Raw genomic sequence first — 20,087 nt, 5'->3', positions numbered from 1 at the left:
ATCACTCTAAAATACTTAACCAGATGAAAAAAATATTCTTCCTTTTAATAACAGGACTATCTTTTAGCGCTTTACATTCACAAGAAGTATCTGATGCTGTGCGATATGCTCAAGATAACTTAACCGGAACTGCGCGTTATAGAGCCATGAGCGGTGCTTTTGGAGCTGTTGGTGGTGATCTATCATCCTTAGCTGTCAATCCCGCAGGTTCTGCTGTATTTAACAACAACCAAGTTGGAGTTACTTTCAGTAATCAAACCAAGAAAAACAACTCTAATTATTTTGGAACTGAAACCAGCGACAAAGACAATTCTTTTATCCTAAACCAAGCAGGTGGCGTTTTTGTTTTTCATGATCATAATCCAAATAACAATTGGAAAAAAATTGCGATCGGGGCAACTTATGAAAATACCAACAATTTCAATAATGAAATATTTTCTGCCGGTACAAATCCAAGAAATTCTATTGATCAGTATTTTCTGACTTATGCTAATGGAATACCTTTAAGCGTAATAACAGGAGTACCATATCGTGATATGTATTATGACGAACAACAAGCCTATTTTGGATATAAAGGATATGTAATTAATCCTGTTAACCCAAATGATGGCAATAACACACAATATGTTTCTGCAGTTCCTGGCGGCGGTAATTATTATCAGGAAAACGAAATTTACACAAGCGGCTATAACAGCAAATTAAGTTTTAATATTGCTACTTCATTCCAAGATATACTTTATTTGGGAGCCAATTTAAATGTACATATTACAGACTATAGAAGATCAAGCAGTTTTTACGAAGACAACAATAATCCGCTTGAAGCAGGCGAAACAATATCGAACTTGCGTTTTAACAATGACTTATATACTTACGGAAACGGTTTTTCTTTTCAATTAGGAGCAATTGTTAAAGTAACTGATGGCTTAAGATTTGGTGCGGCATACGAATCAAACACATGGTACGACCTATATGACGAAGTTGCACAAAGTTTATCAACAACAAGACAAGCAGCAGGTGGCCAGGAAATATATGAAAATATCAACCCAAACCTCATCAATGTTTATGACCGATATACTTTGCAGACACCAGGAAAATTTACTTTTAGTGGCGCTTATGTATTTGGAAAATCTGGACTGATAAGCGTGGACTACTCTATTAAGGATTATTCCAATACAAAATACAAACCAACGAGTGATCCAGGTTTTAGAGGATTAAATACGGATATGAGTAATCAATTGACATCTAACGGTGAATTACGAATTGGTGGAGAATTCAAAATCCAAAGATTAAGCCTACGTGGTGGATATCGTTTTGAAGGAAGCCCTTATAAAGACGGAACAACAATTGGTGATCTAAACAGCTATTCAGGAGGTTTAGGCTATAGTTTTGGAGCAACTAAATTAGATTTAGCTTATTCATATTCAGAAAGAAAATCAAATCAAGGATTTTTTGCAACTGGATTCACTGATGGAGCTAACATCACCTCAAAACTTAACAATGTTACTTTGAGTTTATTATTTGAATTGTAATTAGAAATTAAAATAGATTAATCAGGATTTCCGTCAAGTTCTTCTTGGCGGATTTTTTTTAGCCGCGATTGAAGCAGTAGCCTCTTATGATCCCGATGGTTATCAGAATCAGAAAATACAGCAAACAGCGGGATCAGCTTTATAAAAAACACCTAAAAGAAACCGAAACAGGCGGTGTTTGAATAAAAAAGTGTAATTTTGCACTCCAATTTATAAAAGTATGAGAACCAAGTCTTTAAAAAAGAACAAAATTAACGTAATCACTCTTGGGTGTTCAAAAAATGTTTATGACAGTGAAGTCCTTATGGGACAACTGCGTGCTAATGGAAAAGAAGTAGAACACGAAGCTCCTGCAGAGAAAGAAGGAAACATTATTGTAATAAACACTTGTGGTTTTATTGATAACGCTAAAGCGGAATCAGTAAATATGATTTTGGAATATGCAGACAAAAAAGACAAAGGCTTAGTAGACAAAGTTTTTGTAACTGGATGCTTGTCTGAACGTTACAGACCAGATTTAGAAAAAGAAATTCCGAATGTAGATCAATATTTTGGTACAACTGAATTACCACAACTACTAAAGGCTTTAGGTGCCGATTATAAACACGAATTATTAGGAGAACGTTTAACTACAACTCCAAAAAATTATGCCTACTTAAAGATTGCTGAAGGATGCGACAGACCTTGCAGTTTTTGTGCGATTCCTTTAATGAGAGGTTCACACGTTTCTCAGCCAATTGAGAAACTAGTTAAGGAAGCTCAAGGTTTAGCTAAAAATGGCGTTAAAGAATTAATTTTAATCGCTCAAGACTTAACTTATTACGGTCTTGATCTTTATAAAAAACGAAATCTTGGAGAACTTTTAGAGGCATTGGTTAAAGTTGAAGGAATTGAATGGATTCGTTTACACTACGCTTTTCCAACAGGTTTCCCGATGGATGTTTTGGAAATCATGAAACGCGAACCGAAAATCTGTAATTATATAGATATTCCATTACAGCATATTTCTGATTCTATCCTAAAATCAATGCGTCGTGGTACAACTCAAGCCAAAACGACTCAGCTATTAAAAGATTTCCGCGCATCAGTTCCAGGAATGGCAATCAGAACTACTTTAATTGTTGGATATCCAGGCGAAACTCAGGAAGACTTTGAAATTTTGAAAGACTTTGTTCAGGAAATGAAGTTTGACAGAATGGGATGTTTTGCTTATTCACATGAAGAAAACACGCATGCTTATTTATTGGAAGATGATGTTCCAGACGATGTTAAGCAAGCAAGAGCAAATGAAATCATGGAACTTCAGTCGCAAATTTCGTGGGACTTGAACCAAGAGAAAGTTGGACAAGTTTTCAGATGTATTATTGACAGAAAAGAAGGAGCTCATTTTGTGGGAAGAACCGAGTTCGATAGCCCTGATGTTGATAATGAAGTTTTGATTGACGCCTCTAAATATTACGTAAAAACAGGTGAATTTGTTAATATCAAGATAATTGAAGCAACAGAATTTGATTTATACGGAGAACCTGCTTAAATTTACGCTAAACTATTATCAATTTAGATAACTTATTATGAAACCAACTAACCTATTTTTATTTTTGATTTTCACTTTATGCTGTTTTAATGTAGCATCAGCTCAATATGGCGGCTATAATAGTTATAATAACGGTTACGGCGGAGGCTATGGACGTGGAGGCGGAATGGGAATGGACAGAAGTATGATGGCTGGTCCTCAAAGCTCTCCAAGCAAACCAAAAGAAATTCCTGCTGAAGAAACTGCTGCTAAAATTGTAGAACAAATGAAACCTGAACTGAAGCTTGACGATCTTCAAGCTATTGCAATTACAAATGTTTTGGCCGACAGCATGAAAGAGCAAGGAGTTCTTTTGAAAAACGAAAGCAGCAGTCAAGACCAAAAAATAGAGCAAATTAAGGCTTTACGAGAAAGTACAAACAAAAAAATCAATGCTTTCCTGAATCCTGATCAAGTTGAAAAATATACTGCGTTCATGGCTAATTTTAAAGAAATCAAAAAAGATAAATCAAAAAAGAAAAAAGATTCTAAAGACAAGAAAGAAGTAACAGAAGAAGAAAAAACAATAAAAGCTGAAGAAAAATAATTTCCAAACCTTCATCTTAAAATGTAAATGATCATGGTAAAAAAACATTTTTGTTATTTGATTTTAGCAATTATCATAGCTTCTTGCTCTACAAATCCATATAAAAATACTGAAAAAGTATACGATCAGCAGCTTAAAAATTTGGAAAACCAAATTACAAGCAAAGATCCACAACCAATTCCAGCAATTAGTCCGGTTGTAATTGACACCACCTATGCAGCTCAATTAGGTATTATAAAGGACACTTTGTCAAAAACAGGATCTACTCATTTAGTGAATGGGATAACAACAGAATGGATTGGAACTGTAAATTTCAATTTAAGAAAGCCAAGTTTTATCATAATTCATCATACAGCTCAAGACTCTCTTAAACAGACTATAAATACGTTTACAAAAACAAAAACGCAGGTCAGCGCTCATTATATTATTTCTGAAAATGGAAAAGTAGTGCAAATGCTGAACGACTATTTAAGAGCCTGGCATGCAGGCGCATCTACTTGGGGTAAAAATACCGACATCAACTCAAGCTCGATTGGAATTGAATTAGACAACAACGGTTTCAAGCCTTTTACAGAAAGCCAAATCAGCAGTCTTGTTGCTCTTTTGACAAAATTGAAAAAAGATTATAATATTCCGACGCAAAATATTCTAGGACACTCTGATATTGCACCAGGAAGAAAACAAGATCCGAGTGCTTTGTTTCCGTGGAAAACATTAGCCGAAAAAGGTTTTGGAATCTGGCCGGATGAAATTTTAGAAGAAGCTCCTTTTGATTTTAAAATTGAGAATGCATTGCGAATAATTGGATACAACACAAAAAATCTTTCGGCAGCAATTATGGCATTCAAACTACATTATATTCAAACTGATGTAACGCCTACTTTAGACCGAAAAACAATAGACACTATTTACTCTATCTATAAAAAGCAAGTGCAGTAATAAGTTTCAAAAAAAATACAAAAGCGCATTTCTTAAACATTTAGAAATGCGCTTTTTTTATGACCTAATAAGTGTATTAGGGCTAAAAATACTTTAGGGTGACTAAGCCAATAATTCTTCTTTTAATATTACCATTTGTAAAATTAAAGCTAGAGACACAGCATTTCCAATATCATTGCATCGACTAAAAGTTCTTATACAAAAATCATCTAGTTAGTATTATATTTAATAACTTACTTTTTACTGCTCACATTTCACGATTCACATTTCACGATTCACATTTTACAATTCACACTTTGGGTCAAAAATAAAAAAGCTGCCAAAACATTAATATGTTTCGACAGCTCCAAAAAAAAAAAAAAAATATCAATCTTTATCTCTAGAAAGAGTATGTTGTAGCTATAAGACCATAGAACGATCCACCTGTTGGCAATGCATCACTATCTAAAAAGATGTCTTCAGATGCAGCATCGTATCTTAACTCAGGAATTATAGTCAGTTTTCCAACTTTGTAATTTAAAGAAACTGTGTTTGCAAAAACACTTGAACCTGTTAAAGTCCCTAAACTTGGTGCAGCATCTTTAGCATCAAAATATTCCATTCTGTAAGCCAGTAATAATGATGGAGAGAATGTGTAATTTGCGTATCCTACTAATGAGAACCATTCTCCATCTAAATCGCCGTCAAAATCATTTTTTGTTTTAGCATAAGTAGCATTAAATCCAAGTCCGAAACTATCACTAATTGTTTTTGATGCAACTAAATCAAATTGTGTTTTATTCTCGTCAGATGCTGGATTACTACTTCCAGACGTAAAGTTCAAATAAGCGCTTCCTGTTTCACCAATATATCCAACTTGTCCGATATATGTTTTTTGTGTTGAACCAGCATCCATAGCTGATTTAAAATCCGTTGGATTAGTGATACCAAACATAGCCGTAAACTTTCCTGAAGTATATTGCGCTTTTACACCCGTATTAAAGAAAGGTCCGTAAGAGAAAGCATATGACATACTGTAGTTTTTATTATCAACAGCATCTAGTACCTCATACCCAATATGGGTACCAAAACTACCTGCAACAAATTTAAATTTATCAGTAACATTATAAGTAAAGAACAATTGTTTAATTAAAAATTTTGCGTTTATATCTTTATCTGTTGTTTCATTGTATGAAAATTCGCCTGCTCTTTTTCCGAATCCTAAGTCTACAAATACAGAAGCTTTCCCGAAAGTGTGTCCAGCTTCGATAGATGCCATCCCTAATTCAAATGAATCCTGAGAGTTGGTAAAGCTCGTTAATCCGTTCATTTGTTTAGAAAAATCGTATTTATAGTAAGCATCCGCTGATCCGCCCCATGTAGTTGCTGGTGAAACTGGAGTTTCTGTATCATCTTGGGCAAAAGCAAAAGAACTCGTTAACATCGCGGCAAAAATGTGTAATACTTTTTTCATGTTTTAATTGGTTTTTGGTTATTAATTGATTCTGGTTAGTTAATCTTTTATATAGCTGTAATTAATAGTATATGTCAATTCTAAAATCCCTCATCATCCTCAAAAAACCCCTTCATTTTCATTAGCGAATTTATTAACTTTTGTATGAGTAGAACAATCGAAAAGTAATTTTTTGATGTTTTACAAGCAGAATTACGGATTACAAAAATTAAAGAAGCAATAATCGTTATTTGACATTTATACGGATTCATTTTTGAAAATTTAATAACGTCATTTTGGTTATTTTTCAATTTTTAAAAGGGTTTTAAGCAAAAAACAAATCAAAAATTAAGAGAAATCAATATAAAAAACAACAAAAACAAAACACTACCCTAAAAAATTAGGGGGTAACAATAATACATTAAAAAACAAACCAAAACACAAAATAAAATCATCTCATTAAAAAAAGCTATTTTACGAAAACAAAATTCCTACAAAAATTAACCTACAAAATAACTAAGAACAATCTTCAACAAAAGATTCAATTTCTCATTTTGAGAACAAAAAAAGCCTGTTCAAAACGGAACAGGCTTCATAAAAAACAGCAAGAATTTTTCTATTCCTGCATATTATATTTCCTTAAAAACTCTCGAACCTTAATTCCAGATTCTTTCAAATCTCCATCCTTCCATTTACCTTCAGATTTGGCTGATTTCATAAGAATAGAACAAGTTTCATCTTTATCAGAAACCGACCACGTAATCCAGCTCAATTTTCGGGATTCCATCCAATCGATGTATTCCTGCCAAGCTTTCATGTTTAAAGGTCCGTCACCAGAAGCTTCCATTCCGGCAGATTCAGAAATAAAAATTGGTAATCCGCTTTTTATAGCAGCGTCCGTTCGATCTCTTAATTCTTTGCCATGAGTTGCTGCATAAAAATGCATCGTGTACATTATATTATTGTAACCTACAATTGGATCTTCGGCAGGAAGATTAATATCCTGATCCCAATGTGGGCATCCAACCAAAATAACATTATTAGGATCATTTTCTCTAATTACACGAATAATCTCTTCGGAATACGTTTTAACTTCCCACCAACTTTCATAATCGGGTTCATTAAACACCTCATATATTATATTAGGATATTTAGCATACTTTTTTGACATCTCGGCAAAAAAAGCCGATGCTTCTTTCAAATTAACATTATGACTATGCCAATCAATTATCACATAAATATCCGATTTGATAGCGCCATTTATAACCGCCTCAATTTTTTCTTTTGATTGTTGAGGCTCTTTCATATAAGACATCTCCCCTAACTCAATTCCATTTGCGGCTCTGACAACATTGCAATTAAAATCTTTCTTTAGCCAACTTACTGCTTTTTCATTATAAAACCTCGGCCACATGCTATGCCAGCCAAAACTCAAACCACGTAAAACAATTGGGTCGTTATTTTTATCTACTAATTGAGTTCCGTTAACACTCAACTGTCCATGTTTTTTGACAAACTGAGCTTGTAAAGCAAAAGAAAACAGCAACAAGACAATAGTGTAAAAATGGCTTTTTGATTTCATAATTTAAGATTTAAGGCGTTAATCTCAGTGTAATAACATCGTGTGACGCAAGGTCAGAAACAAAATTCTTTTTAGTTGTTCCGATTTCTTTGTTTTTCCAAAGATCCTTTATTTTATAGGTTACTTTATTAAAATCGGCTTCATAACCAAAATCAGCATCTTTGATACTATTCCCTTTAAAATCGAAATTAACTTTTTTAGCAACATCACTTCTGTTTAAAAAAGTAATTGCCCAATTTCCATCTGACAAAGGTTTAACCCAAACTTCTAAGCCGTCTTCTGCTGCATATTTAAATCCCTGAATTCCTAATTTATCCTGATTTACCGCAATCAAATCTTTGTTAGTTAAAATTGCTAATGTTTCTTTCGACATTTTTCGGTAATCATTTCCTGTAAATAAAGGTGACGAAAGCATGCACCACATTGCAAAATGCGATTTATCTTCAGTATCGTTCATTTCATTTCCAACTTCCATCATATCAAAATCATTCCAATGATCTGGGCCAGAATATTTGCGGATATCTTTTCGCATTTCTGCAATTTTCATAAATCCCCAAGACGACCAATTTTCCGGATGTTTAAATTCGCAGTCAAAACAAGGATAAATATCTCCTGAAATTCTCCAAAGATTCCCAACAGGTTTTCCCCATTCCCACGGCTGATTATCACCCCATTCACAAAGACTAAAAACAATTGGCCTTCCAGCCACTTTTAAGGCGTTACTCATTGTAGTATAAGCTTCAGGAGCCGTAATTCCTTTTGTATTGCACCAATCGTACTTTAAAAAATCAATTCCTAATTTAGCATAAAAACGGGCATCTTGATATTCATAACCACGCGTTCCGGGATATCCGGCACAAGTTTGAGTTCCGGCGCAATTGTACAAACCAAATTTTAAACCTTTGCTATGTACATAATCAATCAACGCTTTCATTCCGTTTGGAAATTTAACTGGGTCAGGGACAAGTTCACCATTTGCATCACGTTCTCTTGTCATCCAACCGTCATCTAAAACAATATAATTATAACCAGCCGCCGCCAAGCCTGACAAAACCATAATATCAGCGGTTTCTTTTACTAATTTTTCATTAATATCGGTTCCAAAAGTATTCCATGAATTCCATCCCATTGGCGGCGTCATGGCTAAACCTTCGAATTTTCCTCCTGACTGATTATGCGTATTTCCTTGCCCGAAACTCAGACAGGAAATAAAGAAAACGAATGTTGATATAATCTTTTTCATTATTAAAATTTCAAATTAATTATAATTAAAAAAAGTATTCCCTAATTGAGTAGATTAGGGAATACTTAAACAAAACTCAAAACAAATAAATGCTTTTTATTTTAATACAAATCCCATGTCATCCATAAGGATTGTATTTCCTCCAAAATTACCCGATTCCTGAAGTGTCAACTGATCGAAAGTCGTTGGATTTCCAATATCTGAAAACGGAATTTCAATTGTAGTCCAATTTGGAGTTATTGTCTTTTTAATTTGATAAGCCCATCCGCCAAAAACAAATATTACACTTGCACCAGTATTTGTCGATGTCGATTTCACTTTCACTCTAAATGCTTTATATTTTGAAATATTTCTAGAATTAAATTTCATATCAGCGCCATTCCATCCTCCAAATACAAATTTAATTGAAGATTTACCTTGAACTTTATCATCTTTAAAATCCGTATCAAAAGTATCGCCACCGCTCCACATCCAATGTCCGGCGTCACCTTGTAAAGCATCATCATATAATGCAGAACCAATCGCTTCCTCAGAAACAGTCGAACCAGAAATATTTGTTACCGTAACATATTTATCTGTTGCATTGGCTGGCATTTTAAATTTAATTTCAGTCAATGTAGAAGAAATTACAGGCACATCTGCTGTTCCTACTTTTAATGTTGGATTCAAGAAATAATCACCATAAACTGTTACAATTTCGCCTTCAGCAGCATTAATAGAATTATAGCTCTCTAATTTTGGTGTTGGCGGCGCAATCACAAAGTCATATAAAACAGTTCCCGTTTTTGTAACCAATTTTAATTTATTACTTGAATTTGCATATGGCGTTTTTTCATCAATTAAAACAAAAATTGCAGAATCCGTAACTAATGTCGGGTTGAAATAAGTATCAAAATCATTAAAATAGATTTTTGTCACATTAGCAAGGCCTGATCCCTGAATGATATAGTAATTTTTAGGATCTCCAACCTTAACCGGCACCAAATCACCTTCAACAGATTTTGCAACACTTGTGATTACAGGAGTTCCTCCAGAACCGCCTACAGCTTCATCATTATCGCATGAAGATAACACTCCGAGAACCATGAACACCATCGTGAAAAACGGCAAAAGGTATTTTATTTTTATATTTTTCATAATTGTCAAATTTTAGTAATTATTTAAAAGTATACGGAACTGGCGCTTGCAACAACTTAGGGTTTTTAGCCACCTCATTATCCGGATAATCCATATAGAAATCATTTGTTGCGTGATCTTGACTGTACACCGGCGTGTAATGACGTTCAGCATATCTGTCACCTCTGTTTTGAGCCGTCATAATTGCGATTGCTTTATTTTTGTCAATACGTCCTAAATCAAACCAATAATCTCCTTCAAAGCACAATTCTTTTCTTCTTTCTAAAAAGATATCATCAAAAGTAATTGAAGTTAAATTAGCCAAACCAGCTCTTCTTCTAACCTGATTGATTGAGTTTAAAGCACTCGCATCAGTTGTACTTGCATTTGCTCCTAAAACCGCTTCAGCATGAATCAACAACAACTCTGCATAACGCATAACATAAGTATTATTATCCATCATTGCCCATGCATCGGCTTGACCTGTAGCACTTCCGTTTACAACACCAATACAATATTTTTTAATTGCACCTCCAGAAGCCTGAGCCAAATCTTTACCAGTTGGAACAGTAAAACCAATTCCTTGTGTTGTTTTGATAGTTGGATAACTATCTCCTGCAACCATTACAGTTTCATGTTTTCTTAAATCACCGGCTCCATACAAAGAAAGAATCACCTCTTGACTTGGCCCAAAAACCCCTGCGTAAGATGCATTTGAAGTTGATAATGTACCATCCTGGAATCCAAATTGCGTGTTACAGTTATTTGCTGAACCGTAAGCTCCGTCACCTTTCCATTGAATCGCAAAAATAGATTCTTCATTATTATTGTTTGGATAAGTAAACAAATCTGCAAAACTTTTTCCTGGCAATTGATCACCTCCTAAAAGTTTAAATTCACCACTGCTGATAACCGCTTCTGCCATTGCTTTTGCATTTGCATAGTCCTTTTGATATAAATACACTTTTGCCAACATAGCTCTTGCAGAACCTTTAGAAACGTGTCCATTACTTGCGTAATTTGTCCCTCTTGTTTTAGTAGCCAATAATTCAATTGCTTTTAAATAATCCATTGTGATTAATTTATAAATATCTGCAACTGTATTTGTGTTTACATAAGGATTGCTTGTGTAATCAAGCGGGTTTTCGATAATTGGAACTGGTCCCCAAAGTCTTACCAAGTCAAAATAAGCAGTTGCTCTCATAAAATAAGCCTCCCCTATTGTATTGTCCAAAACAGCTTTATCAACGTCTGGACCTACTCGTGCCGCCAAAAAGTTAATAATCATATTAGACTGTTGTACATTTGCCCATAATGACGACCAACCATTTACTAATTCCGGATCACTTCCGTTTAATGAAAATGTTCTTAACCCGCTTACGTCTGGAGAACCCGAATACATGTTTCCGGAACCTACTTCAAGCGCCCACCAAAATTTATTATACATTTGGAACCAAGTTCTGCTATACATACCATTTGTAGCCGATGAAACCTGGTCGTTTGTACTGTAATAAGAATCTAAACTTATTCCATCTTCAGAAGGTCTGTCCGTAAAATCATCTGAACATGATGCAAAAGTCAGAAATGCTGCTGCTATAAAAAGCAAACTATATCTATTTAAAAAAGATTTCTTTTTCATTTTTTTTTTTTTTTAAAATTCTAAGTTAAGACCAACTAAAAATGTTCTTGCTACCGGATATCTTCCGTTGTCAATTCCTGATAAAAGCACATTTTGATTAAATGAGCCAATCTCTGGATCGTAACCTGAATAATTAGTAAACGTGTATAAATTTTGAGCAGATCCGTACAATCTTAATCTTGAAATTTTATATTTTGAAAGAACATCTTGTGGTAATGAATATCCTAATGTTACGTTTTGAATTCTCAAATAAGAACCATCCTCAACATAACGATCAGAAATAAGCAAGTTGTTATTTGCTGAATCCGCAATTGGCCTTGGATTATTGCTAGCTGTATTTGTAGAAGAATAATAATCCATCGCATCTACTAATTGATTGTCATATAACGAAGCATTCGTTGTACCAGCTCTTTTCGTCAAGTTCATAACATCATTTCCGTAAGATCCCTGAAGAAAAATTGAAAGATCTACGTTTTTGTATCTGAAATTATTTGTAAAACCGTAAGTGAATTTTGGATGCGGATTTCCGATGAATGTTTTATCAGCAGCATCAATTTTTCCATCATCATTTACGTCAACATATTTAACATCACCAAGTGCCGTTTCTCCGGCTCCAGTTCCAACAGGCTGACCAAATTGAATCGGCGCGCTATTCAAAACTGCCTGATCTTTAAAAAGTCCGTCTGTTTTATATCCGTAGAACAAACCAATTGGATTTCCAATAGTAGTATTAGTAACTACAACTGGTTGATATCCATTAGTATTTACTTCCTGAGTCAAAACGATTCCGTTTGCAATTTCATCCAAATTATTTTTGTAATGAGAAACAACTGCTGAAGCATTCCAATTGAAATTTCCTGCAGATCTCATATCATACCCAAGAGTCAAGTCGAAACCTTTATTGCTCATGGTACCTAAATTAGAATAAGGTGCAGATACTCCTCCGTATTGACCTCCGCCACCTGTTAAATAAAGAGGCAATGGAACCTGGAATAAGAAACCTTCTGATTTTTTGTCGTAAACATCAAAACTTGCAGAAAGCTTACTATCAAGCATTGTAAAATCAATACCAAGATTCGTCTGATTCAATGATTCCCAAACTAAATCTGGATTTGGATAATTTGACGGAAGGAATCCGCTTCCTAAACCAGAATTTTGTGTTCCTAGCATTGCAGAATAGCTGTTGTTTGGAATTTGCTGATTTCCAGTTTCTCCGTAACCCACTCTAATTTTAATATTATCTACATATTTGCGTGTTCCTTCCATGAAAGATTCATTAGATAATCTCCAAGAACCAGAAATCGCGTTGAAAACACCTTTTTGATTGTTTGTAGTTGGATCAAATTTAGAAGAAACGTCTTGTCTGATCGAAGCTGTAATACTGTATTTATCATTGAAATCATAAATAATACGAGCAAAAAGAGACGATAATGATGCGCTTCCTTTATATTGTGTTACTGTATTATTATCAACATCAGCTAAATTAATAGTGTGAATTGAATTTGTTTTAAAACCTTGTGCAGAAGCAATTACACCCTCCCAGTGAGAATCATTAGCTTCCTGACCTGCCAAAACTGTAAATTTATGTTTCCCGATAGTTTTATCATAAGTTAATAAATTTTTGATGTTTGTAGAATACCAATTTTGTCTTCTTACATCAAGATCGGCAAGCAAGTTTGTCTGGCTTCCCCATTTATACGATGGTCTAAAATCATCATTTTCAGAAAATTCAGTGTTTGCTGCAATTTCTAAACGGTATTTTAAACCTTTCACAATTTCAGCTTCAGCGTAAACATTTCCTAAGAAATTCTTTCTAACCAATTTATTATCTCTGGTTAAAGCCTCAGCAACTGGATTATAATAGGTTACACTTTGTTCAGATGATGGTGGTCCTGCAAAAGTTCCATCTGTATTTCTAACAGGAATATCTGGAGACTGCAATAAAGTATTAGAAATCAATCCAGAGAAACTTTGATTCACTGTAATTCTTTCATTTGTAATACCTCCCGTAAGATTACCTCCCACTCTTAACCAAGATTTAATTTTAGAATCTAAGTTCAATCTAACTGTATATCTTTTTAATCCAGAGTTAATGATTGTTCCTTCATTATCTAAATAACTTCCCGACAAATAGTAGCTTGTTCCGTCTTTTGCTCCCGAAAATGACAACTGATGACTATTAGAAATAGCCGTTCTGTATACCTCATCTTGCCAGTTAGTTCCTGGTCCTAATAATTCTGGATGTGCAAATTCCTGACGTGTTTGAAAACCCCATAATTTGGCCAAATTAGTTTTTAACGTTGCGTATTCTGGCAAAGTCAAAACATCTAATTTATTAGTTACAGAAGCAAACGAAGTATAGTTTTCATAAGATACTTTTCCAGTTCCTTTTTTACCTTGTTTCGTTGTAATTATGATTACACCATTTGCACCTCTAGAACCATAAATTGCTGTTGCAGAAGCATCTTTTAAGATATCCATAGATTCAATATCATTTGGATTGATCATAGAAAGTGGACTCATAGCGTTATTTCCGCTTCCTCCTGAAGAAGAAAAACCATCTTTTCCAGCCAAAGTTTGCCCACTTGTAGATTTTCCAGTTGCATCTCCGGAAATTGGCACGCCGTCAATTACATACAAAGGCTCGTTAGTTCCTGTGATCGAAGTTGTACCGCGAACTCTTACAGAAGCCGCACCTCCCGGCTGTCCCGAGTTGTTTGTTACTGAAACCCCCGCTGCTTTACCCTGAAGCATTTGATCAATAGAAACTTGCTTTAAATTTTCAATATCTGTTGATTTTACTGAAGATATTGCACCGTTTACGTCTTTCTTTTTCTGAGTTCCGTAACCAATTACAACTACCTCTTTTAAGTCTTCAGAGCTTGATTGCAATGAAACATTAATCTTTGTTCTACCTCCAATGGCTATTTTTTGAGAATCAAATCCAATAAATGAAACTAATAAAGTCCCGTTTGAAGGAGCGTCGATCGTATATTTACCGTCAAAATCAGTCGAAGCCGTAGTTTTTGTACCAACAACAGAAATGTTGGCTCCAGGAATTGTCATTCCTTTATCATCAGAAACTACTCCTGATATTTTAACCTGAGCAGTAATAAAATTACTCAGCAACAAGAATAAAATCAAAGGAACTGCTCTGTGGTTAGCATTCCAATGAATAAAGTTAGTCATTAGTTTTTTCATAATAAGTGTTTGGTTAGTTTAAATTTGTTTTACTCATAATTAAGTAATAAAAAAGGGTGTGATTTATTTTCTAAATTATGTAACAAATCTATAACAGAACAAAACATCAAATCGATAGTATTATATCATTTAATGATAATATTTTTACTATATCAGTTTAAAAAAACACATATGAAAATAAAACCAGATATTAATTGCGTTTTTCGCAATAGCACCTCTTAAATCACTACTTCTTATAAATAAAAATGAACGAATCTGCAAAAAGCAAACGATTTCGTTAAAAATAATATTTGTTTGTGAAAAAAAAGTATCACTATAAAATGCGTTTTAATCCAGAAAAATCTTCTCTATATTGGCTAGGCGTGCAGTTTTTAGTAGCTTTAAAACTACGGTTAAAATTGGCAATATTATTAAAACCCGATTTAAAAGCCACTTCTGAAACACTCATATCTTTTTCAACAAGCCATCGAGCGGCGTATCCAATTCGGATATCATTAATATAATTTACAAAAGTTTTTCCGGTGCGTTTTTTAATAAATCGGTTGAATGAAATGATTGACATGCTTGCCACATTTGCAGCATCTTCTAAAGTAATTTTATCAGCAAAATTTTTCTGAACATATTCATAAACCAGCTTCATTTTATCATAATCATCAAACGTATCATAATCTACAGTATAAGTAGAAAGCAAACGCTGATTTCTGGAATTGGCAAGATCATATAATAAGGAAGTGATTTCTAAAAAATAGTCCATGCCGTCTAATTTAGAAAGCCTTACAAGTCTTGGCGTTAATTCTTCGGCTACTTTTTTAGAAAACAAAATTCCATGAATCGAACGATTAAACATATCCCGAATCGGATTCATAATTCGTCTTGACAACAAAGATTCATGAAATAAATCATTATGAAACTGAATTGTAATTTCATGTATTTTTTTGCTGGTACATTTATTCAATTCCCAGCCATGATATAAATTAGGCCCAATCAAAACCAATTCAACATTGTCGATTTCTTCAATATTATCACCAACAACGCGCTTCACTCCTTTTCCGTTTAAAATAAAATTAATCTCAAATTCCGGATGATAATGAACTGGGAAATCAAAACTATCTTTAACTCGGTCAAAAACCAAAAAACTGTCTCCAGCAGACAGCGGCGCTATTTCTCTATAAAAATTTTTAGTACTGCTCATATCTATATAAAGCTATTTTATGAAGTAATTAGATCTTTTCGATTGCAATAATATGATATATAATTGATAAAATAATATTAATTATACGATAAACATCCAATTATCTTTGAAAAATAGAATTATCAATTTTATAAAAAGGTTATTAATAATAAACATTAATCGTTTTTAATAGAATATCTTTTTAAAGTTTTAATAATTTTATCTGAAAAAATATACTGAATCGTCGATTGAAAATTGAAGCACAAAAATTACATTCTCAATCTCTGAATTTGTGGATATTATATCCAAAAACATTATTAAACCAGAATGAAAAAAAACATACTAACCTTAATTATTACAGTATTTATTGGAACTTCATGTTCTTCAAAAGCTATTGTCAGTAATACTAATTTGTCACTTTCAGATAAAAAAGCGACACCTGAAACTGTTTCGCTGTATAAAAAACTAAATCAATTAGCGCAAAAAGGATATTTGTTTGGGCATCAGGATGACCTTGCATATGGCGTAAAATGGAAGTACGAAAACGGCCGAAGCGATGTAAAAGAAACCGCAGGAGATTATCCCGCAGTTTACGGCTGGGATATTGCAGGTTTAGAAAAAGACGATTCCAAAAATATTGACGGAGTTCCTTTTGACAAAATGAAACAATATATCAAAGAGGCCAATGAAAGAGGCGGAATTTCAACTATCAGCTGGCACTTTGACAATCCCGCAACTGGAAAAAATGCTTGGGACAATACGCCAAACTCTCTAAAAACAGTTTTGCCTGGCGGCGAAAATCATAAAAAATTTACTTCTTGGCTGGATAAAGCTTCTGTTTTCTTTTTGTCTTTAAAAGACAAAAAAGGAAAAAATATTCCGATTCTTTTTAGGCCTTATCACGAACTTACTGGAGGTTGGTTTTGGTGGGGGAAAGGAAATTGTACGCCCGAAGAATTTAAAACTTTATGGAAATTCACCTTTGAATATCTTCAAAAAAAAGGTGTTCATAATTTAATTTACATCTACAACACAAGCAGTTTTGGCACTAAAGAAGATTTTTTAGCCAATTATCCTAGCGATAATTTTGCTGATATTTTAAGCTTCGACAGTTATCAGAATAATGATGATAAAGACGGCAAAAAATTCATTGACGAGGTTCAGAAACAACTTAAAATTATAAATGAAATTGGAGTTGAAAAACACAAATTAATTGCCATTGCCGAAGCGGGTTATGAAGCAATTCCGGATCCTCAATGGTGGACAGGAACTCTAAACAAAGCAATTGGCGATTACAAAATATCATATGTTTTATTGTGGAGAAACCACGGCTGGCAGGAAAAAGAGCAAAAAATGCATTATTACGCGCCATTTCCTGGACAAGTCAGCGAAAAAGATTTTGTAGATTTTTACAACCTAGGCAAAACGCTTTTTGAAAAAGATATTCAGAAAGCCTTAAAATAGCAACCAAATCTAACTTACAACCTTTAAAAAGTATTCAATGCACGACAAAATTAATTTAAAAGAAAAAATCGGTTACGGTCTCGGAGACGCTGCATCATCCATGTTCTGGAAAATCTTCAGCATGTATCTTCTCTTTTTCTATACTGATGTTTTCGGAATAGCCCCTGCTGTCGTAGGAACCATGTTTCTAATTACCAGAATCTGGGATTCTTGTTTTGATCCAATTGTGGGAATCATTGCCGATAGAACAAAAACAAAATGGGGAAAATTCAGACCTTATTTATTATGGGTTGCCGTGCCTTTTGCCGTAATTGGAGTTCTAACTTTTTATACACCCGATTTTGACGAAAAAGGAAAAATAATATATGCTTATGTGACCTATTCGTTAATGATGATGATTTATTCGTTAATCAACGTTCCATATGCTTCGCTTTTGGGCGTTATGTCATCTGACCGAAAAGAAAGAACAACTTTGTCTTCATACCGAATGGTTTTTGCTTTCGGAGGAAGTCTTTTAGCGCTTTGGTTAATTGAACCTTTAGTAAATTACTTTGGCGGAAGCCTTAATTCTAAAACAGGCTGGCTAGCAACAATCGCTGTTTTTGGTGTTATTACAACTGCATTTTTCTGGGCTTGTTTTCTTTTTACCAAAGAAAGGGTTAAACCTATAGAAAATGAGCAATCTAACTTAAAAGAAGATTTAAAAGATTTGCTTAAAAACAAACCGTGGTGGATTTTATTAGGAGCCGGAATTGGCACTTTGGTTTTTAACTCCATTAGAGATGGTGCTGCTGTTTATTACTTTAAATATTATGTAAGCAGTTCTGTTAACTTCGATTTTTCACTTTTTGGAACTCATTTTCATATGGCGCCAACTTCAATTTATCTAGTGCTGGGTCAGGCCGCAAATATTATTGGAGTTATACTGGCTACACCAATTGCGAATAAAATTGGCAAGAAAAAAACCTTTTTTGGTGCCATGGCAATCGCCTCAGTATTGAGCTTAATTTTCTATTTCTTCGGAAAAGAAGACATTTTCCTAATCATGACTTTCCAAATTTTAATCAGCATTTGTGCAGGCTGTATTTTCCCGTTAATCTGGTCAATGTATGCTGACAGCGCCGATTACTCGGAATGGAAACAAGGACGCCGTGCAACCGGTTTGGTTTTCTCCGCTTCATCAATGTCACAAAAATTTGGATGGACAATTGGTGGCGCGGGCGCTGGATGGCTTTTGGGTTATTATGGTTTTAAAGCCAATGTTGAACAAACAGCCACCGCACAACACGGAATTCAATTAATGTTAAGCATACTTCCTGCAATCGCAGCCGCAATATCAGTCGCTTTTATTTTATTCTATCCTTTATCTGAAGAAAAACTGCAAACGATAGAACAAGATTTAAACGAAAAAAGAGACCAAAAACTATAAAAATAAATCCAGATACAGAAATAAAAATATATGACAACAATAAAATCTTCAGCTATTTTTCAGGACCGAAAAACAGCATTAGAAAAAGAACATAAAGCACTTGTGGAGCAAAAAAACGCTCCTGAAGAAAATGCTGGAAACGGAATTTATCAGCGTTATAAAAATCCTGTTGTTACCGCAGCTCACGTGCCTTTAAACTGGCGTTTTGACTTAAACGAAAAAACAAATCCGTTTTTGCAGGAAAGAATCGGAATGAATGCTGCGTTCAACGCCGGCGCAATGAAATGGAATGGAAAATATTTACTTGCCGTTCGTGTAGAAGGAATCGACAGGAAATCATTTTTTGCTATTGCTGAAAGTCCAAATGGTGTTGATAATTTTAAGTTTTGGGAAAAACCATGCGTAATTCCGCAAACCGAAGAACCTGACACAAACGTTTATGACATGCGTTTGATCAACCACGAAGACGGCTGGGTTTACGGTATTTTTTGTACCGAAAGAAAAGATCCAAAAGCACCTAAAGGCGATACAAGTTCGGCTGTAGCCAATGCAGGAATCGTGCGTTCTAAGGATTTAATAAATTGGGAAAGACTTCCGGATTTAATTTCGAACACAGGACAACAACGAAATGTAGTTTTACATCCGGAATTCGTTAACGGAAAGTATGCTTTATACACACGTCCACAAGATGGATTTATAGATGTTGGCGCAGGAGGCGGAATTGGTTTAGGTTATGTTCAAGACATGAAGAATCCGATTGTAAAAGATGAAAAAATCATCTTCGGAAAACAATATCATACCATTTACGAATTAAAAAATGGTCTTGGCCCTGCTCCAATTAAAACAGAAAAAGGCTGGTTACATTTGGCACACGGCGTTCGTAACACCGCTGCAGGTTTGCGCTACACCTTATATATGTTCATGACTGATTTGAATGACATTTCAAAAGTTACTCACGTTCCTGCCGGACATTTCATGGGACCTGAAGGAATTGAAAGAGTCGGCGATGTTTCAAACGTACTATTTTCGAACGGATGGATCGAAGACGCTGACGGAACAGTCTATATCTACTATGCATCATCAGATACGAGAATGCATGTTGCTGTTTCATCTGTCGCAAAACTTGTTGATTATGTTACCAATACTCCCGCTGACACTTTTATTTCTGCAGGTTCTGTCGAAACAATAATCAGCCAAATTGAAAAAAATAACGCAATATAAT

14 protein-coding genes are annotated in these 20,087 nt (G+C 34.4%); 7 read left to right on the top strand and 7 right to left on the bottom strand.

Annotated features, from left to right (window positions below; genetic code table 11):
- Positions 1 to 23: 23 nt before the first annotated feature.
- The 4 genes from ACWA1B_RS10905 to ACWA1B_RS10890 all read left to right on the top strand — a co-directional run bounded on the left by ACWA1B_RS10905 (position 24) and on the right by ACWA1B_RS10890 (position 4,588).
- Positions 24 to 1,529 (top strand): OmpP1/FadL family transporter, encoded by a 1,506-nt coding sequence (locus ACWA1B_RS10905; RefSeq protein WP_456906768.1) that lies wholly within the window; start codon positions 24 to 26, stop codon positions 1,527 to 1,529.
- A gap of 220 nt (positions 1,530 to 1,749) precedes the next feature.
- Complete coding sequence (gene rimO, locus ACWA1B_RS10900) at positions 1,750 to 3,063, top strand: 30S ribosomal protein S12 methylthiotransferase RimO (protein WP_456906766.1); 1,314 nt, start codon at positions 1,750 to 1,752, stop codon at positions 3,061 to 3,063.
- A gap of 37 nt (positions 3,064 to 3,100) precedes the next feature.
- Complete coding sequence (locus ACWA1B_RS10895; protein WP_456906764.1) at positions 3,101 to 3,649, top strand: hypothetical protein; 549 nt, start codon at positions 3,101 to 3,103, stop codon at positions 3,647 to 3,649.
- Positions 3,650 to 3,682: 33 nt separating this feature from the next.
- Positions 3,683 to 4,588 (top strand): N-acetylmuramoyl-L-alanine amidase, encoded by a 906-nt coding sequence (locus ACWA1B_RS10890; protein ID WP_456906762.1) that lies wholly within the window; start codon positions 3,683 to 3,685, stop codon positions 4,586 to 4,588.
- 379 nt (positions 4,589 to 4,967) lie between these two features.
- Here the strand turns inward: ACWA1B_RS10890 and ACWA1B_RS10885 are convergent, their stop codons facing one another.
- From ACWA1B_RS10885 to ACWA1B_RS10855, 7 genes are all read right to left on the bottom strand, one after another.
- A complete protein-coding gene (locus tag ACWA1B_RS10885; protein ID WP_456906760.1) occupies positions 4,968 to 6,041 on the bottom strand; it encodes an outer membrane beta-barrel protein in 1,074 nt (357 codons plus the stop codon).
- A gap of 595 nt (positions 6,042 to 6,636) precedes the next feature.
- Entirely contained in the window at positions 6,637 to 7,602 is a 966-nt protein-coding gene (locus tag ACWA1B_RS10880; protein ID WP_456906758.1) for a glycoside hydrolase family 5 protein, read from the bottom strand.
- 10 nt (positions 7,603 to 7,612) lie between these two features.
- Complete coding sequence (locus tag ACWA1B_RS10875; RefSeq protein ID WP_456906756.1) at positions 7,613 to 8,845, bottom strand: glycoside hydrolase family 27 protein; 1,233 nt, start codon at positions 8,843 to 8,845, stop codon at positions 7,613 to 7,615.
- 96 nt (positions 8,846 to 8,941) lie between these two features.
- On the bottom strand, positions 8,942 to 9,982 hold the full coding sequence (locus ACWA1B_RS10870; RefSeq protein ID WP_456906754.1) for an IPT/TIG domain-containing protein: 1,041 nt from the start codon (positions 9,980 to 9,982) through the stop codon (positions 8,942 to 8,944).
- A gap of 19 nt (positions 9,983 to 10,001) precedes the next feature.
- Entirely contained in the window at positions 10,002 to 11,600 is a 1,599-nt protein-coding gene (locus tag ACWA1B_RS10865) for a RagB/SusD family nutrient uptake outer membrane protein (protein ID WP_456906752.1), read from the bottom strand.
- Between the two features lie 12 nt (positions 11,601 to 11,612).
- Positions 11,613 to 14,801: a SusC/RagA family TonB-linked outer membrane protein gene (locus ACWA1B_RS10860; protein ID WP_456906750.1), complete on the bottom strand. Its 3,189-nt coding sequence runs from the start codon at positions 14,799 to 14,801 to the stop codon at positions 11,613 to 11,615.
- 313 nt (positions 14,802 to 15,114) lie between these two features.
- Positions 15,115 to 15,993, bottom strand: a complete 879-nt coding sequence (locus tag ACWA1B_RS10855; protein ID WP_035647779.1) for an AraC family transcriptional regulator — start codon at positions 15,991 to 15,993, stop codon at positions 15,115 to 15,117.
- A 306-nt stretch (positions 15,994 to 16,299) separates the two neighbouring features.
- On the opposite strand from ACWA1B_RS10855, the gene ACWA1B_RS10850 reads away from it, so the two are divergent.
- From ACWA1B_RS10850 to ACWA1B_RS10840, 3 genes are read left to right on the top strand one after another with little or no spacing between them, the layout of a single operon-like run.
- A complete protein-coding gene (locus ACWA1B_RS10850) occupies positions 16,300 to 17,436 on the top strand; it encodes a glycoside hydrolase family 26 protein (RefSeq protein ID WP_456906748.1) in 1,137 nt (378 codons plus the stop codon).
- 37 nt (positions 17,437 to 17,473) lie between these two features.
- Positions 17,474 to 18,865 carry an MFS transporter gene (locus tag ACWA1B_RS10845; protein WP_456906746.1) on the top strand — a complete coding sequence of 464 codons (1,392 nt, stop codon included), beginning with the start codon at positions 17,474 to 17,476 and terminating at the stop codon, positions 18,863 to 18,865.
- A 30-nt stretch (positions 18,866 to 18,895) separates the two neighbouring features.
- Positions 18,896 to 20,086 (top strand): glycoside hydrolase family 130 protein, encoded by a 1,191-nt coding sequence (locus tag ACWA1B_RS10840; protein WP_456906744.1) that lies wholly within the window; start codon positions 18,896 to 18,898, stop codon positions 20,084 to 20,086.
- The last annotated feature ends 1 nt before the right edge of the window (position 20,087 follow it).

This window comes from Flavobacterium xizangense, from assembly GCF_054075145.1.
The sequence above is the reverse complement of the archived record's forward strand: the minus strand, read 5'-3'. Positions and strand labels throughout refer to the sequence as shown.

Coding starts and splice junctions, on each gene's coding strand:
- ACWA1B_RS10905 (WP_456906768.1), top strand. CDS start 24: ATGAAAAAAATATTCTTCCTTTTAATAACAGGACTATCTTTTAGCGCT.
- rimO (WP_456906766.1), top strand. CDS start 1,750: ATGAGAACCAAGTCTTTAAAAAAGAACAAAATTAACGTAATCACTCTT.
- ACWA1B_RS10895 (WP_456906764.1), top strand. CDS start 3,101: ATGAAACCAACTAACCTATTTTTATTTTTGATTTTCACTTTATGCTGT.
- ACWA1B_RS10890 (WP_456906762.1), top strand. CDS start 3,683: ATGGTAAAAAAACATTTTTGTTATTTGATTTTAGCAATTATCATAGCT.
- ACWA1B_RS10885 (WP_456906760.1), bottom strand. CDS start 6,041: ATGAAAAAAGTATTACACATTTTTGCCGCGATGTTAACGAGTTCTTTT.
- ACWA1B_RS10880 (WP_456906758.1), bottom strand. CDS start 7,602: ATGAAATCAAAAAGCCATTTTTACACTATTGTCTTGTTGCTGTTTTCT.
- ACWA1B_RS10875 (WP_456906756.1), bottom strand. CDS start 8,845: ATGAAAAAGATTATATCAACATTCGTTTTCTTTATTTCCTGTCTGAGT.
- ACWA1B_RS10870 (WP_456906754.1), bottom strand. CDS start 9,982: ATGAAAAATATAAAAATAAAATACCTTTTGCCGTTTTTCACGATGGTG.
- ACWA1B_RS10865 (WP_456906752.1), bottom strand. CDS start 11,600: ATGAAAAAGAAATCTTTTTTAAATAGATATAGTTTGCTTTTTATAGCA.
- ACWA1B_RS10860 (WP_456906750.1), bottom strand. CDS start 14,801: ATGAAAAAACTAATGACTAACTTTATTCATTGGAATGCTAACCACAGA.
- ACWA1B_RS10855 (WP_035647779.1), bottom strand. CDS start 15,993: ATGAGCAGTACTAAAAATTTTTATAGAGAAATAGCGCCGCTGTCTGCT.
- ACWA1B_RS10850 (WP_456906748.1), top strand. CDS start 16,300: ATGAAAAAAAACATACTAACCTTAATTATTACAGTATTTATTGGAACT.
- ACWA1B_RS10845 (WP_456906746.1), top strand. CDS start 17,474: ATGCACGACAAAATTAATTTAAAAGAAAAAATCGGTTACGGTCTCGGA.
- ACWA1B_RS10840 (WP_456906744.1), top strand. CDS start 18,896: ATGACAACAATAAAATCTTCAGCTATTTTTCAGGACCGAAAAACAGCA.